The sequence below is a fragment of the Akkermansia muciniphila genome, from assembly GCF_900184965.1.
In the GTDB taxonomy this organism is placed as follows: domain Bacteria; phylum Verrucomicrobiota; class Verrucomicrobiia; order Verrucomicrobiales; family Akkermansiaceae; genus Akkermansia; species Akkermansia muciniphila_A.
In genome coordinates, this window is the sequence record NZ_FXYA01000003.1 from 121,565 (window position 1) to 135,633 (window position 14,069).

Genomic DNA, 14,069 nt, shown 5'->3' on the forward strand with positions numbered 1-14,069 from the left:
ATATCCATCACTCTATCCTTATCAGTATAAACAAACAATCGGGCCAACTCTGGTATATTGGCCCGGTTCCCATCGCACGGCGAATTTTTAATCCGCTTTATGAATCCAAGCGATTTTGACGAAAAAACAATTTTAATATAAATTATTCCAATATATTATGAAAACTACTACTCCGAACAGTAGAGCCGGCTCCGTCACGGATATCCGCGTTGCCGTTGACGAAGACGGTTCCTTTCGTCTCCACGGACACGCCCAGCCCCGCTCCGAGCTGTAGCGCCGTCGTTCCCGCTTTCGCCCCTCTCACGCTTTGCGCGAAGCCGGGGTTGCCCAGCAGAGAGACGTTTGTTTCTCCCCTCCGGTCTCCCAGGTCCTGCGCCGCGTTGACCCGGATTTCCCCCAGCGCTTCTCGTCCGAAGATGTTGCTGCCTGCCAGCTCCATCAATCAGCAAGTGAAATATCGGAACAAACTGATTCACGGAAACGCCTCCGCAGGAGAAAAACGCAGAATCCAGACCATTCCACGAAAAAGACAACATTTTTTCATAAAAGCGCACCAAGCCGGGAAAGGTTTTCAATAACAGGCATGACTAAAGGAAAAGCAACTGGGGTCATATCTTTCCTCCTTGCTCCCGGCCCTGCAACTTGCTAAAATGCTTCAAGCAAGTTTTTATCTTTTTCCCATGGCCATTTTTGGTTCCTCCAATTTATCCGAATCAGGTGATTTGTTGATTTTCAACAAAGTATCTTACAAAACCCTTCTGATGTTCGAAAAAGAACTGGGCAGGGACCGCATGACCTACCTGGTGGAAGAAGGCCTCCCTCCGGATACAGCCACCGCCTCCCATCTGGAATCCACTAAAGCGGACGGCATCCTGTTCCAGGCCGGGGGCAGCGACCCTATTGCGCTGCGTTCCGCCATCATGGAACGCCTTAACGCAGGCAAAAGAGTAGTATTCCTGCCCGGCCCCGTCTCCCATGTGAAAGGCTCCATCAGCCAAATTCCGGCGCGGGTCATCAAGGCTCTGGAAGCCCTGCACATTTCCCCCGTACCGGTCTATACCGGCTTTTATACGAACTCCGTGCTGGACGCGGAGGCCGATACGGACGCCCAGGCGGATATCCAGATACATATTCTCCCCAAACTGGCCCCTGGGGCCGAGATGGCGGCGCGCCTTACTTCCGCGTGGCTGGAATGCTCCGCCCAGGCATACGCCACGCTGCCTCAGCTCCACGGTTCCCTGTCCGCCCTCCTTTTCCGCAGCCTTAAACTTCATTCCGACTGCCGGGTCATCGACGGCATTGACGACACGACGCTGACCTACGGCCAGCTGCTGGCCATTTCCGTAGCCTTTGCCAAGAGGTTGAAAAAAATTACCGCAAACCGCCGGGTCGGCATCATTCTTCCGCCGGGCAAGGGGGCGGCCATTGCTAATCTGGGCTGCCTGTTCGCCGGGAAAACGCCGGTGAATTTCAATTATTCCGCCTCGGAAGGAGCCTTCGCCAGCTCTGTAAAGCAGTCCGGCGTGGACTGGTTCATCACTGCGGATACCTTCATGCGAAAGCTCCAGAATTTCCCGTGGCCCCCCCAGCGGGATCTGATCCTCATGGAGCGGGAACTTCCCCTGCTTAAAGGTTCCGCCAAACGCTGGGGCCTCGCCATTAAATTCCTGACAGCGGGTTTCATTATTAAGAAGCTGGGGCTGGATGTTCCTACAGGAGCAGACGAAGCCGTGCTGATGTTCACTTCCGGCTCTTCTGGAGAGCCTAAAGGCGTGCCTCTGACCCATCACAATCTTCTTTCCAACATCTCTCAATGTTCTTCCCGCATTACGCTGGAACCGCAAAGCAGGTTTCTGGGAAGCCTGCCTGTATTCCACTGCTTCGGCATCACCATCGGACTCTGGTATCCGATGATCGGCGGATATGACATGGTCACCTACCCGTCCCCTCTTGAGGCTAAACGGCTGGGAGCCCTTATCAAGCAGTACGGAATCAGTCTGGTAGTCACTACGCCCACTTTCCTGCGCGGTTTTATGAAACGCTGCGAAACGGACACCTTTCAAACCGTCCGCTATCTGATCGTTGGCGCGGAAAAATTGCCGGAAGACCTTGCTACTGCTTTCCGGGAAAAATTCGGCGTCATTCCCTGCGAGGGCTACGGCCTGACGGAAGCATCTCCCGTCTGTTCCGTCAACTTCATTGATCCGGCGCCATCCAATGCCGCCGGAGACTTCATTCCCGGCATGAAGAAGAGTTCTGTAGGAGCCCTCCTTCCCGGGCTCGCCATACGCATCACCAGCCCCCACACGGGACACGTGGTTCCCATCACTACTCCCGGCATGATCTGGCTGAAAGGGCCGAATATCTTTCCCGGCTATCTGGGCGGCTCGGAAATCGACCGGGACATTTTCGTGGACGGCTGGCTAAAAACCGGAGACATAGGTTCCGCAGACGAATTCGGCTTCCTGAAGATTGAAGGACGCATTTCCCGCTTCTCCAAAATAGGCGGGGAAATGGTGCCTCATGAAGCCCTGGAAGCCGCCATTATGAACATTTGGAATCTGGATCCGGCGGACGAAGAACGACGGATAGCCGTCGTCACCATTCCGGATCCCGTAAAAGGGGAAGCCGTAGCCCTGCTCACCACCCTGGTGACGGATTACGTACACCAGGCTCGGACCCTCATCAGGCATGGCCTGATTGACCAGGGACTGCCGGCCCTCTGGTGCCCCAAGGAAATTATTCCCGTAGAACGCATTCCGGTGCTCCCATCCGGCAAACTGGATATCAAGCAATGCAGGATGCTGGCGTATGAAGCTCTGAACATTCCCTTTGAACCATAATTTATGGAATTCCTGGAGGAAACGCCCGCCGCGCCCAACCCCATCACGGTCAAACAGCTCGTTTACCGCCTGAGGGACACAGTCAGCATCGCCGTGGGTACCCAGTGGGTAGTGGGAGAACTGAGCAACGTCAGGCATCACACCAGCGGCCACGTTTATTTCACCCTGAAGGAGCAGGGAGCGGAAATTTTCTGCGCCTTTTTCAAGGCAGCGGCATCCAAATGTCCCATACGGCTCCAGGAAGGGATGAAAGTCCATGTCCTGGGCAGCGCCACCGTGTACCCGGACCGGGGACAGCTCCAGCTGGTCATCAGGCAGGTAAAAGCCGCGGGACAGGGAGATTTGCAGGCTCGCTTTCTGGAGTTGAAAGCAAAGCTCCAGCACGAGGGGCTGTTTGACGCGGAACATAAAAAGAAGATTCCCACGTTCCCCCGCGCCATCGGCATCGTCACCTCCCCCACTGGCGCCGTCATCCAGGACATACGGCACGTATTGGAACGCCGTGCTCCGTGGGTGAAGGCTTATCTGCTGCCCGTACGCGTGCAGGGGACGGGAGCGGAGCACGAAATAGCGGCTGCCGTGCGCGCCTGGTCCGGAGCTCCCTCCAACGGCCTTCCCCCCGTGGACGTGCTCATTGTAGGCCGCGGCGGCGGCTCCATTGAGGATTTGTGGAATTTCAATGAAGAAACGGTGGCGCGCGCTATTTACGAATGCACCGTTCCCGTGATTTCCGCAGTGGGTCATGACACGGACTTCACCATTGCGGATTTCGCAGCGGACCTGCGCGCGCCCACCCCCACCGCAGCTGCGGAGCTGGCCACGCCGGACGGACCTGAATGGCTCCGCAAACTGTCCAGAATGGAACAGGCTCTTCAGGCCTCCGCACGGCATTCCCTATTGCGTTCCAAGCTGAAACTGGATGTTTACCTGCGGGGGAAACTGTTGGATGCGTATTCCCTGCTCTCCCCTTATTCCCAGCGCCTGGACGATATGCAAGAAACCCTGCAAAATGCCGCAGCCACGCGATTTTTTCAGAGTACACTGAATATCAATAAATTGGAACACCATCTACAAATGCGCCACCCGGCCCACAGGAATCGGGAGCGCACGCAGCTTCTGGCTTCCCTTCAGGCCGGCTTATCTCATGCAGTCGCCGCCCGCATGGCGGATTTATCTTCACAACTTACTCTGATTCAGACGCATCTTGAAGCTCACAGCCCGGAACAGACCCTTCGCCGCGGATATGCCCTGGTGGAAAACCAGGATAAGCAGCTTATCCGGCAAACAAACCAGGTGAAGGCAGGAGAAAAATTGAAAATCCGCGTTTCCGACGGTTGTTTTTATGTCAGGGATGACACACCGCAATAAACTGTCTACAAACATCTAGCGGTGCATTTTTTGCACTCAATCTAACAAATTGTTTTTTTTCTGGATTTTGCAGGAAATGGAACCTATCCTAATAGAAGCTTACCACTGCTTCTATCACCCGGTCCCACAACTCCTGTTCATATGCCTTGTAAAAACATCACCCGTTACACTTACGAAACAACGGCCTTTCAGGGCTACCGGTTGGCGATCTGTAAGAACAAGCGTTTATTCACCCGTTATTTCTCCGATTCTCAATACGGGGGCGCTGATGCGGCGCTTCAGGAAGCCATGAGGGTGAGAGATAATATTTTCAAACTTTTCGAACAGGGCAACCTTACGGTTAGCCAAATTTTCGCAAAATATACTGTGCGCTCTCGCCGTCAGTCTGCAGCTGACCGCCGTGAAAAAATGGTTCATGGGAAAAGAGCTCTCAGCCATGTGAGGCAGAAAGACAAAGTCCGCAGCTAAAGATTCTGCGGAAGCTGTTTTTCAGTTCTGCCTGAAGGTATGAATCATACCGGAAACGTTACATTTGCAAAAAGAGGCATATAATTTGTTGACAGGTCTGGAATCCGTATTCCCCTTCAGAATGCGGAATACCCGTCAATACAGGGAAACGGAACCTGCCCAAAGTTCTTTGATGATGCCATGGGAGGATTAAAGCGGCATTTCGCGTAAAAAGCCCCTTCAGCAATCACGCAGCCGCCCGCAGGCATCCTGTCTCGGTTCAAGCCCCAACCGGAGCCTCCAGGAAACTTTGCGTCCCTCCGGTATGCCAATTGAGAACTTTGCCTTTTCCAAAAAAGGAAAGCCTGACTGAGAGCAGGGGCGACTATCTGCGGCGGCGGCGCGAGGCGCGCCTCTCCGGCTCTTCCGCCGGAACTTCCCCTATTTTTCCCAGCACCCTGCGGGCCTCCGTGGTTCGCTTTTGCTTGAGACACACGCCAGCCCAGTTGCGGTGAATTTCATGGTAAAGCTCTCCCAACTGAATAGAGGCCAGATTGTTCCGGAGTTTCTCCTTATCTTCCGAAGTCAACGCATCCCACTCCTCAATCAACTTTCCATATTGGGCCTCCGACAAAGCCCACTGTTCCCTGCCGGCGCTTATCTCCGCCTGAAGATTCAGAATGACCGGCTGAAGCGCCTGAACAAACGTGGTATTTTCACGGGCCACTTTCATTGCCTGCTCCAGATACTTCACAGCCTGATCGTAATCCCGCGCCTTCAGGAAAGCCGCGGCGATATTCACATCTTCATAAGCCCGTTTCACCAAAGCCTCTGCCTGGCTGTATTTTTCAAGCTGGGAGCGCATGGACGCAATATCCTGGCTCAGGCTGGAGCCGCTCAAAATACGGGGAGCATCCACGCCAAGCGTCATGGCGGCTCCTTCCGCACGGGACAACAGGCGGGAAGCCTCCCTCAAATCCCCCATTTGCATCCTTACCTGCGCCAGGGCAAGCATTGTCTCCGGCGTGCAGTCCATCTCCGTTTCAGCCGCACGGAAGCAGATCAGGGCTGCTTCCAGCTGGTCGGCCATGGCCTTCAATTCTTCCTGGGAATACTTCCGGCGCGCATTAAGCGGCATCTTCAGTTCATTCAGGATAATGCGGCCCATATCAGGGTTGGCGGTCAGGCGGAATTTAGTAAGAAGCTCCCGGGCAATCGCGCTTCCTGTGCCGCTGGGCAACCCGGTAGCCTTGTCAGGCAGGGTATCCTGAAGCAACAGGATTTTAACCATGCTCTTCACATCCTCCGGCTTGTTAAGCATGCTCCTCATGACAGGAGAAACAGCCTGTTTGCACAACGCGGAAAAACGCTCAAACCTGGCCTGGTCATACGCATAACGGATTAATGGCTCCAGGCAAGCTAAATGGAGGGAAACCTGGTCCTCCGGCGTATTTTTCAAAATCACTTCATAAAGCTTTTCCGCCACGGCATCATGCTTGCGGCGGGCGAATTCCTGAGCCCAGTTCAGGCTGACGCCCAGGAGGCGGATTTTGTCCTCCGCCGCCATAGAGGAAGAAGCGGCGAGCTTTTTTTCCAGGAGCGCAGCCAGCATAGGTTCGGATTCTTTCAACATGCCGCGCCGGTCCATTTCCACCGCCAAAAGCCATGCAAAGGAATCTCTGGCTTCGGGAGAATTCATCCATTCCACCTGCTTGTCCACGGAGGATGCCATCTGCGCCAGCTCTGCATCGGAGCCGTTCCAGGAAGCCAGCATATCCTGCAAATGCCCCATGGCCTGCGTCTGGCTGTGCACCTCATGGATGGTTGGCTTGAACCACCCTTCTATCGTAGGCCAGCACTGGATGTAGCCAAACCAGAGCCCTCCCAGGAGGACCAGAAAGAGGACCGGTTTCCAATAAGACTTTTTCTTGCGTGCGGGACGGTAGGGCTTACTGGAAAAATGGCGCTCGGAACTCATGCAGGCATTGAGCCAAAAAGACGGCACAAATCAAGCAAAATAAACGCCTCGCAACGTCTTACGAAACTCCTGCATCCTATCTCCGTGAAGATTTGGAGTTCACGGAGGTTCTGCGTCCGGGGGACGCCATGCGCACCCGGGGAAAACCGGATTCCTTCCAGCAGTCATCCGCTTTCTCCTTCATGCCCAGTTCGTCGTAACAGCGTCCAAGCTGTTTGTAATTTTCCGACCGCTGCTCCCCTTCCAGCATGGGAAGAACCGCCTCAAAAGCCTCTGCGGCCTCCTTCCATTGTTCTCCGTCGCACAGGGCGTACGCTTTGCACAGATAAGACTGAACCAGCAAATCTCTGCGTTCCGCCCCCTCCACGCATTTCAACAGGGAATCCACCGCTCCGGCATAAGCAATCAGGGCGCCATCCCTGTCCCCTGCCATATCGCAGGCAAGCCCCAGGGAATAATATACGCGGCCCAGGGACAGAAGATCCGAGCCGAAATGGGACTTCCGCAACTGAAGAGCCTTTTCCAGATTCTCCCTGGCCTTGCCCCCCTCCCCGGCATCCAGCCATGCCTTGCCCAGTCCTTCGCGTGACTGTGCGGAAATGATGGGAGAAGCCGAGCTGTTGGAAATGGCCTTTAAAAAATCCGCCCGGGCTTCCGGAGCGGCCTTGCGCAAGATGTTGACCCATCCCCTTTGATCATATAACCCGGTCCAAAAAGCATGGTCTGCCGGCAATACGCCGCGGGCAGCTCCTTCCGCCTGGTAAAGATAAGCTAGGGCTTCCTCATAATTCCCCTGCTCCGTAGAAATGCGGGCCAGACCGCGCAGGGCATTGAGGCAGTCATTCAACAGGTAAGAGGCATTTTCCGAGCCGGAAAGTCCCTTTAAAAACAATTCCCGGGCCTCCTCCTTCCTGCCGGCTTCCAACATGGCCTCCCCCATGCTGATGCTGGCTAGGGCCAGGTCTCCGGTGGTCTTGTCCGGCTGGGAACACAGGGCCAGAGCTTTCTTGAAATACTCGCGCGATTCCGGAATGCGTCCCGTAGTGCGCGCCAGCCTTCCCTGGGCGGCCAAAAGCCTGGACCTGACAGGGAGGGCATCCGGCCCCAGATGCGAGGCGGCATCCACCGCACGCTGGAGCAACATATTTGCCTGCTCATTCCTGTTCAGCATCTGGTCAATGGAACTCATAGTCTGAAGGGTCCGCACCAGCGGTTCGGTCATTCCTTCCTTCTCATATCCCTCCTCTGCGGTTTTCAAATAATCGTAGGCGGAAGTGTACTGGTGCTCCGCCAACAGGGCCTTTGCCACGGCATCCGCGCGGGGGGCCCATACCTGACAGCGTCCGGCGGCGTATCCCGCGTCAATTAATTCCCTGGCCGCAGGCAGAGCAAGAATGGCGCCGCCCCGGCTAATCAACTCGCGGGTAAGGCCCCAGGCCGTTTCTGTCCGCAGTTCCGGATCCCTGATCCATGCCAGGCGTTCCTCCCGGTTGTCCAGAATGCCGGCCAGGCTCTCGCGCGAGGCAAAGACATCCGCCATGAAGCGGGACAAATTCTGCATGGCCTTTTCATCGCTTTTCTGCACCACCACCGGCGGAGTGGTCAGCATCCCTTCATCATAGCCGATGCGGTACGCCATATGGTACGTCAGAAACTCCAGCAGCATCACGAGAACGCACAGGCACAGGGCAATCAGCCACTTGGTACGCGGAGACAGAGGGGGCAAAGGAGAAGATGCCTGCATAACAGGTGCATAACGTTACCGGGCGTTCCCTGAATTTCAAGCTTTTTGCACGGGGAGCAATCCTCTGCCGTTTCTGACCGTGGATAAAAAAGAACCATCAACAGTCTGCCGGCCGTCATTGGGAACCGTATCAAAAGCCCCTCCCACCCGTTCTTTCCGGCTATGGACACCCCTATAACTCTGCCGGACGCCTCCGCCGGACCGGTTGGCTCATCCCTTATCCATCCCTGCGCTTTCGTTCGGACGCCCGGTACAACTGCCAGGCATTCCATAAATTATGCCACAGTACATAAAATGTAGGGCCAAGAGCGGCAATGGGGCTGGCATACGTCAAAGCCAGATAAATGGACAGGGTGGTATTCTTCTGGCCCAGCGCCTGGCTGCACTCCGCAGCGCGCGTGCGCCCCCCCAGCAAATGCCCCAGCCCGAAATTGAGCCCGCAAACCAGCAGGGCAATCACGCCAATCTGTTCCAAAACACGTTCCGAAATGCCCTCACGGGAGGAAATATCATAAGAAGCGTTTGCGGCTATCAAAACCAGAATCACCACCCAAATGCCAAAGGTGACGTCTTTCAACTTCCTGGGCCAGGCAATCGCGCGCGGATAAAAACGCCGCGCCGCCAGCGCCAGGGCCAGGGGAAGCAACATGACCAGGGAAATATTCTGGGCCACGTTCAGGTAAATCTCAAAACCGCCCCGCCCCACAACCGCCGGCAGGATGAAAGGCAGCAGGGCGCAGATAATACCGTTAATCAGCAAAAGGGCGGTCAGCATAAACTCCACGCTGCCGCCCAGCAGCCCCATCACCACGGGAGCCGCCGTGGCTGTAGGCATGATGCCTACGAAAAAAGCGGCCTGAGCCAGATACCCATCCCCAAAAACAAGGCGGCACACACCCCATGCCGCCAGGGCGACCATGAGATTAGCCCCCGTCAGGAGCCAGTGAGCCCGTTCCGGCTTCATGCGTTTGAAGCGGATGCCCAGAAAGGTTACGAACAGCATCACAATCAGCATCCACTTGAACGTCCAGCTGTACACATGCAGACCGGGCATCATGTACCCCGCGATGAAGGCCGCCACAATGGCAAATGTGCGGATGAGGGACTTGAACATGCGGAATGCGGTGAAACGATTACGCGGGATTTCCGAGCAAATGGATGAATCCGCCCCTCCCGCGGACGCTCCATCCCAACGAATCTCGCCAACAAATCGGCAAGCCGGCTATCATGCTCTCAACAGCCGGCGCCACTCCACCCCCATGATGCCGGGAAACGCCCCTACCGCCATATCCGGCAACAAGGAGACCTGCTGCAATTGGCAACCGTTCCCTGATTCCCCGCTGTTGCATCATGGAGAGAATTGAAAAAAATCCGGGATTACCGGTCCACACGGGCGGCGCGCACCTGAATGGAGTGGTTATGGGCGTCCAGCCCCTCCACCCGGGCGAACTCTGCCACATACGGGGCGGAGTTCAGCACGGCATTCCGGTCCATGCGCACCACGCTGGTGCGGCGCTGGAACTGATCCGCCCGCAAGCCGGAAAAAGACTTGCCGGCGCCGCCGGTAGGCAGCGTATGGCTGGGGCCCGCCAAAAAATCCCCGCAGGCTACAGTAGAAAGGGAGCCAGCGTAAATGGCTCCCGCCGTCCTGATGCCATCCAGCACGGCTTCTTCATCCCGCGTGACGAGCACCAAATGCTCCGGCGCAAAGGCATTAACCAGTTCCACCCCTTCCTGAATGGAAGAAACCAGAAAACCGTAGGCATGCTTGTCCAGCACCTCCCGGATGATGGACCCGCGGCTCAGCAGGGCAGCCTGGCGTTCCACTTCCGCCTCCACCTGCTCCAATAACGCTTCCGATGTGGTGACAAAAACAACTACGCTGTCCGGGCCATGCTCGCCCTGCGCCAGCAGGTCGGCAGCAAGGAACTCCGCATCCGCAGTATCATCCGCCAGCACCATTACTTCACTGGGGCCGGGCAGCAAATCAATGGCAACAGCCCCCACCAACTGACGCTTGGCCTCCACTACAAAACGGTTGCCGGGGCCAAAAATCTTCTCCACCGGTTGCACGCTCTCCGTCCCCAGCGCAAGGGCGGCTATCGCCTGGGCGCCCCCTATCTTGACAATCTCCGTTGCGCCGGAGGCTTTCAGCGCATACAAAAGCGCGGGATTCACCCGGCCGTCCGGCCCGCAGGGCGTGGCGGCCACAATCTCCCGCACGCCGGCGGCCTGAGCAAAACCGCCCGTCATGATGGAAGTGGACACCAGAGGTGCTTTACCTCCGGGGATATAAATGCCCACTCGGTCGTACGGAAGGAACCGCTCCGCTACCTCCACGCCCTGCGCATTCACGCCGGACCAGTCCCGCCTGCGGCTGCGGTCTGAAAAATAATGGATGTTTGCCAGAGAAACGGCAATGGCCTCCTTCACAGACTTCTCCACCATGGCCTCCGCTTCCGCCAGTTCTGCCTCCGTTACGAACAGGGAGGAAGAATCCAGATGCGCTTTGTCAAATCTGGCGGCATAATCAAACAGGGCTTCATCTCCGCGCGCGGAAACATCCCGGATAATAGCGTTCACGGTATCCCTTACGGAATCCTCCGGGAGTGCGCGGCGGTTCATCCGGCGCTTCATCTCGTCAAAGCAGGTATCGGAAGGACGGTAAATTTTCATAAAAGGTCTCTACAGAAAAACGGGAAGGGAGTTTCACAATCTTTAAGCACGCAGTCAAGCCTTCTGTCCTCTTTGATTTCCGACGGAACTTCACGGCGCCTCCGGACAAAAAATCAAAAGACCAAACCATTCTCCCTTGACCGACACCAAAAATAGGCCTAGCCTTTCTTCCGCAAACATTTGGCCAAACGGCCCACTGTCATGAACATTCACGAATATCAAGCAAAACAACTCTTTGAGCGTTTTGGCGTGGCAACCCCCAAGGGCATTGCCGCCTCCACAGCTCAGGAAGCAGCACAAACGGCCCGGAACATGGGCCTCTCCCAATACGTAGTTAAGGCACAGGTACACGCTGGCGGCCGTGGTAAAGGCACCTTCAAGAACGGCTTTAAGGGAGGCGTCCACGTCGTCAAGTCCGTGGAGGAAGTGGAAGAAGTTGCCGGCAAAATGCTCAACCAGGTTCTGGTCACCAAGCAAACCGGGGAAGCCGGCAAGCTGGTCAGCAAAATCATGGTGGCGGAAGCCGTGGATCTCAAAAAGGAATGCTACTTCGCCATTCTTCAGGACCGCGCCCGGGAATGCCCCGTTATCGTGGCCAGTACGGAAGGCGGCATGGACATTGAAGAAGTGGCCGCCACCCGCCCGGAAGCCATTATCCGCGAACACATTAACCCGGCGATGGGCATCCTGCCTTTCCAGGCTCTCAAAATCGCCGTGGCGTTGGGACTGACCGGCCCCCTGCTCCGCCAGGCCACCAAGCTTATCACCAACGTTTACAAGCTTTTCACCGCTCTGGACTGCTCCCTGGTGGAAATCAACCCCCTGGTAGTCACCACGGATGACCGCGTGTGCGCCCTGGACGCCAAATTCAATTTTGACGACAACGCCCTGTACCGCCACCCGGAAATCATGGAAATGCGGGATGAAACGGAAGAAGACCCCCGTGAAGTGGAAGCCGGCAAGTACGATCTGAACTACATCGGCCTGGACGGCAACATCGGCTGCATGGTGAACGGCGCCGGCCTGGCCATGGCCACGATGGACATCATCAAATACTACGGCGGAGAACCCGCCAACTTCCTGGACGTGGGCGGTTCCGCCACGGAGGAAATGGTAACCAACGCGTTCCGCATCCTCACCAGCGACAAGAATGTGAAGGCCCTTCTGGTCAATATCTTCGGCGGCATCATGCGCTGTGACGTCATCGCCCAGGGCATTGTGGCCGCGGCGAAAAACATCGACATGAAAATCCCGCTCGTCGTCCGCCTGGAAGGCACCAACGTGGAAATCGGCAAGAAAATCCTCGCAGACAGCGGCATCGCCATCATCCCTGCCGACAACCTGGACGAAGCCGCCCAGAAAGCGGTGGCAGCAGTCAAATAACCCTCACTATTTATTACGACAATGACATCTCTCATTGACAAGAACACCCGTCTGGTCGTGCAAGGCATCACCGGCAGCGCCGGCGCATTCCACGCCAAAAACTGCATGGACTTCGGCACCAACGTCGTCGCCGGCGTGACCCCCGGCAAGGGCGGCCAGCTCTTTGAAGGCAAGGTCCCCGTCTTCGATACTGTAGCGGAAGCCAAAAGGGCCACGGACTGCAACGCCTCCATGATCTTCGTTCCCCCGCCCTTCGCTGCGGACGCCATCATGGAAGCCGCGGACGCGGGCGTGAAGCTCATCGTCTGCATCACGGAAGGCATCCCGGTACAGGACATGCAGAAGGTGAAAACTTTCCTGAAGGACAAGGACGTAACTCTCATCGGCCCGAACTGCCCCGGAATTGTCAATCCCTCCGCTAACGCTAACTGCAAGATCGGTATCATGCCGGCCTACATCTTCAAACCCGGCAGAATCGGCATTGTCTCCCGTTCCGGCACGCTTACTTATGAAGCCGTCTGGCAGGTCACCAACATGGGCTTGGGCCAGAGCATGTGCATTGGCATCGGCGGCGACCCCGTCCACGGCATGACCCAACAGCAGGCCGTGCAATTCTTCACGGAAGACCCGAACACGGACGCCTTCATCATGATTGGTGAAATCGGCGGTTCCGAAGAAGAAGAAGCCGCTGAATGGATCAAGAACAACTGCAAAAAACCTGTTGCCGCGTTCATCGCAGGAGCCACGGCTCCCAAGGGCCGCCGCATGGGACATGCAGGAGCCATTGTTGCCGGAGGCAAAGGTACTGCCGCCGCCAAGCAGGAAGCCCTGAAGAACGCCGGTATTGTGGTTGCCAAAACCCCGGCTCAAATGGGCGCCGCCCTGGCGGAAGCCATGAAAAACAAGGGGATGTAATCCCCTCTCTTTTTCACCTTTTCATATCCAGCGCCTTCCCTTGCCGGAAGGCGCTTTTTTCATGGTAAAACGGAGTTGATTACATAAGCGGATTTTGTCTGAATGGCAACAGAGGCAATTCCCTCCGCCCAGCAGGACGAAATCTCTGTAACCGAAATATTCTTTTATTTGATCTTTCCGTTGATAATTAATACATTGAACTGAATAACCCACATCCGCGGATTCAGTTCGGCGGAACCGCTCCTCTTCATTTTTCCCCATAAGGGAAAGAAAGATAACCGGGCAAAAGCCAACCCCGCGGATTTCTCCGTGTCACCCCTTCATAAACCAGGCATTGGTTTCTTCATCGTGCCAGACAGCATTCCATGCCTTCCATCCGTGCCTCCGTTCGGCGTAATATCCAAAAGCCGCTCAACTCTGATTTCCGCAACTTCCAATAAAATCCGGGAAGCCCAACGCGGCATGTGAATAATAGCCTCCTGCCCCCACAAACGGTCGCCAACTTTCCCGTAGGGACATTCAATCCACGGGATAAAAATATCTGAAAACTTTCCGCTTCCGTCCTCGGAAACAGCCAGCCTCAAGCCGAACTCTTCCATGAATGCCGGAATCTCCCACCCTCTTTCTTTCAAAGCTTCAGGGAGATCATTAAACTGGTTCAGGCCACACGTGCGGCGGGTTTGATTTTTGTACTCTCCAAATGCTGGCTAGGCAT

The 14,069-nt window shown here is 55.9% G+C and carries 11 protein-coding genes; 5 read left to right on the forward strand and 6 right to left on the reverse strand.

Annotated features, from left to right (window positions below):
• Positions 1 to 142: 142 nt before the first annotated feature.
• The gene (locus CI070_RS01240) at positions 143 to 439 is read right to left on the reverse strand and encodes an autotransporter domain-containing protein (RefSeq protein WP_094135419.1); all 297 of its coding nucleotides are present in this window, start codon (positions 437 to 439) and stop codon (positions 143 to 145) included.
• Between the two features lie 241 nt (positions 440 to 680).
• On the opposite strand from CI070_RS01240, the gene CI070_RS01245 reads away from it, so the two are divergent.
• The 3 genes from CI070_RS01245 to CI070_RS01255 all read left to right on the forward strand — a co-directional run bounded on the left by CI070_RS01245 (position 681) and on the right by CI070_RS01255 (position 4,679).
• Complete coding sequence (locus CI070_RS01245) at positions 681 to 2,843, forward strand: AMP-binding protein (protein ID WP_179218292.1); 2,163 nt, start codon at positions 681 to 683, stop codon at positions 2,841 to 2,843.
• Between the two features lie 3 nt (positions 2,844 to 2,846).
• Positions 2,847 to 4,211, forward strand: a complete 1,365-nt coding sequence (gene xseA / locus CI070_RS01250) for an exodeoxyribonuclease VII large subunit (protein WP_094135417.1) — start codon at positions 2,847 to 2,849, stop codon at positions 4,209 to 4,211.
• Positions 4,212 to 4,352: 141 nt separating this feature from the next.
• Positions 4,353 to 4,679, forward strand: coding sequence for a hypothetical protein (locus CI070_RS01255; protein WP_094135416.1), 327 nt, complete (start codon positions 4,353 to 4,355; stop codon positions 4,677 to 4,679).
• A 364-nt stretch (positions 4,680 to 5,043) separates the two neighbouring features.
• On the opposite strand, the gene CI070_RS01260 is transcribed toward CI070_RS01255, so the two are convergent.
• From CI070_RS01260 to hisD, 4 genes are all read right to left on the reverse strand, one after another.
• Positions 5,044 to 6,636 (reverse strand): tetratricopeptide repeat protein, encoded by a 1,593-nt coding sequence (locus CI070_RS01260; RefSeq protein ID WP_094135415.1) that lies wholly within the window; start codon positions 6,634 to 6,636, stop codon positions 5,044 to 5,046.
• Between the two features lie 76 nt (positions 6,637 to 6,712).
• Positions 6,713 to 8,380, reverse strand: a complete 1,668-nt coding sequence (locus CI070_RS01265) for a tetratricopeptide repeat protein (RefSeq protein WP_094135414.1) — start codon at positions 8,378 to 8,380, stop codon at positions 6,713 to 6,715.
• A 217-nt stretch (positions 8,381 to 8,597) separates the two neighbouring features.
• The gene (locus CI070_RS01270) at positions 8,598 to 9,494 is read right to left on the reverse strand and encodes a bile acid:sodium symporter family protein (protein ID WP_094135413.1); all 897 of its coding nucleotides are present in this window, start codon (positions 9,492 to 9,494) and stop codon (positions 8,598 to 8,600) included.
• Between the two features lie 263 nt (positions 9,495 to 9,757).
• Entirely contained in the window at positions 9,758 to 11,056 is a 1,299-nt protein-coding gene (gene hisD, locus CI070_RS01275) for a histidinol dehydrogenase (protein WP_094135412.1), read from the reverse strand.
• A 201-nt stretch (positions 11,057 to 11,257) separates the two neighbouring features.
• Here hisD and sucC point away from each other — a divergent pair, with 201 nt between their 5' ends.
• Both sucC and sucD read left to right on the forward strand, forming a co-directional pair.
• Positions 11,258 to 12,439: an ADP-forming succinate--CoA ligase subunit beta gene (gene sucC, locus CI070_RS01280; RefSeq protein WP_094135411.1), complete on the forward strand. Its 1,182-nt coding sequence runs from the start codon at positions 11,258 to 11,260 to the stop codon at positions 12,437 to 12,439.
• Positions 12,440 to 12,460: 21 nt separating this feature from the next.
• Entirely contained in the window at positions 12,461 to 13,354 is an 894-nt protein-coding gene (sucD, locus tag CI070_RS01285; RefSeq protein ID WP_094135410.1) for a succinate--CoA ligase subunit alpha, read from the forward strand.
• Positions 13,355 to 13,674: 320 nt separating this feature from the next.
• Here the strand turns inward: sucD and CI070_RS01290 are convergent, their stop codons facing one another.
• On the reverse strand, positions 13,675 to 13,953 hold the full coding sequence (locus CI070_RS01290) for a hypothetical protein (protein ID WP_094153252.1): 279 nt from the start codon (positions 13,951 to 13,953) through the stop codon (positions 13,675 to 13,677).
• Positions 13,954 to 14,069 lie beyond the last annotated feature (116 nt).

What these genes read in the sequence shown, in the direction of transcription:
- sucD (WP_094135410.1), top strand. Translation starts at nt 12,461, where the DNA reads ATGACATCTCTCATTGACAAGAACACCCGTCTGGTCGTGCAAGGCATC.
- CI070_RS01240 (WP_094135419.1), bottom strand. Translation starts at nt 439, where the DNA reads ATGGAGCTGGCAGGCAGCAACATCTTCGGACGAGAAGCGCTGGGGGAA.
- xseA (WP_094135417.1), top strand. Translation starts at nt 2,847, where the DNA reads ATGGAATTCCTGGAGGAAACGCCCGCCGCGCCCAACCCCATCACGGTC.
- CI070_RS01255 (WP_094135416.1), top strand. Translation starts at nt 4,353, where the DNA reads ATGCCTTGTAAAAACATCACCCGTTACACTTACGAAACAACGGCCTTT.
- hisD (WP_094135412.1), bottom strand. Translation starts at nt 11,056, where the DNA reads ATGAAAATTTACCGTCCTTCCGATACCTGCTTTGACGAGATGAAGCGC.
- CI070_RS01290 (WP_094153252.1), bottom strand. Translation starts at nt 13,953, where the DNA reads ATGGAAGAGTTCGGCTTGAGGCTGGCTGTTTCCGAGGACGGAAGCGGA.
- CI070_RS01265 (WP_094135414.1), bottom strand. Translation starts at nt 8,380, where the DNA reads ATGCAGGCATCTTCTCCTTTGCCCCCTCTGTCTCCGCGTACCAAGTGG.
- CI070_RS01270 (WP_094135413.1), bottom strand. Translation starts at nt 9,494, where the DNA reads ATGTTCAAGTCCCTCATCCGCACATTTGCCATTGTGGCGGCCTTCATC.
- sucC (WP_094135411.1), top strand. Translation starts at nt 11,258, where the DNA reads ATGAACATTCACGAATATCAAGCAAAACAACTCTTTGAGCGTTTTGGC.
- CI070_RS01260 (WP_094135415.1), bottom strand. Translation starts at nt 6,636, where the DNA reads ATGAGTTCCGAGCGCCATTTTTCCAGTAAGCCCTACCGTCCCGCACGC.
- CI070_RS01245 (WP_179218292.1), top strand. Translation starts at nt 681, where the DNA reads ATGGCCATTTTTGGTTCCTCCAATTTATCCGAATCAGGTGATTTGTTG.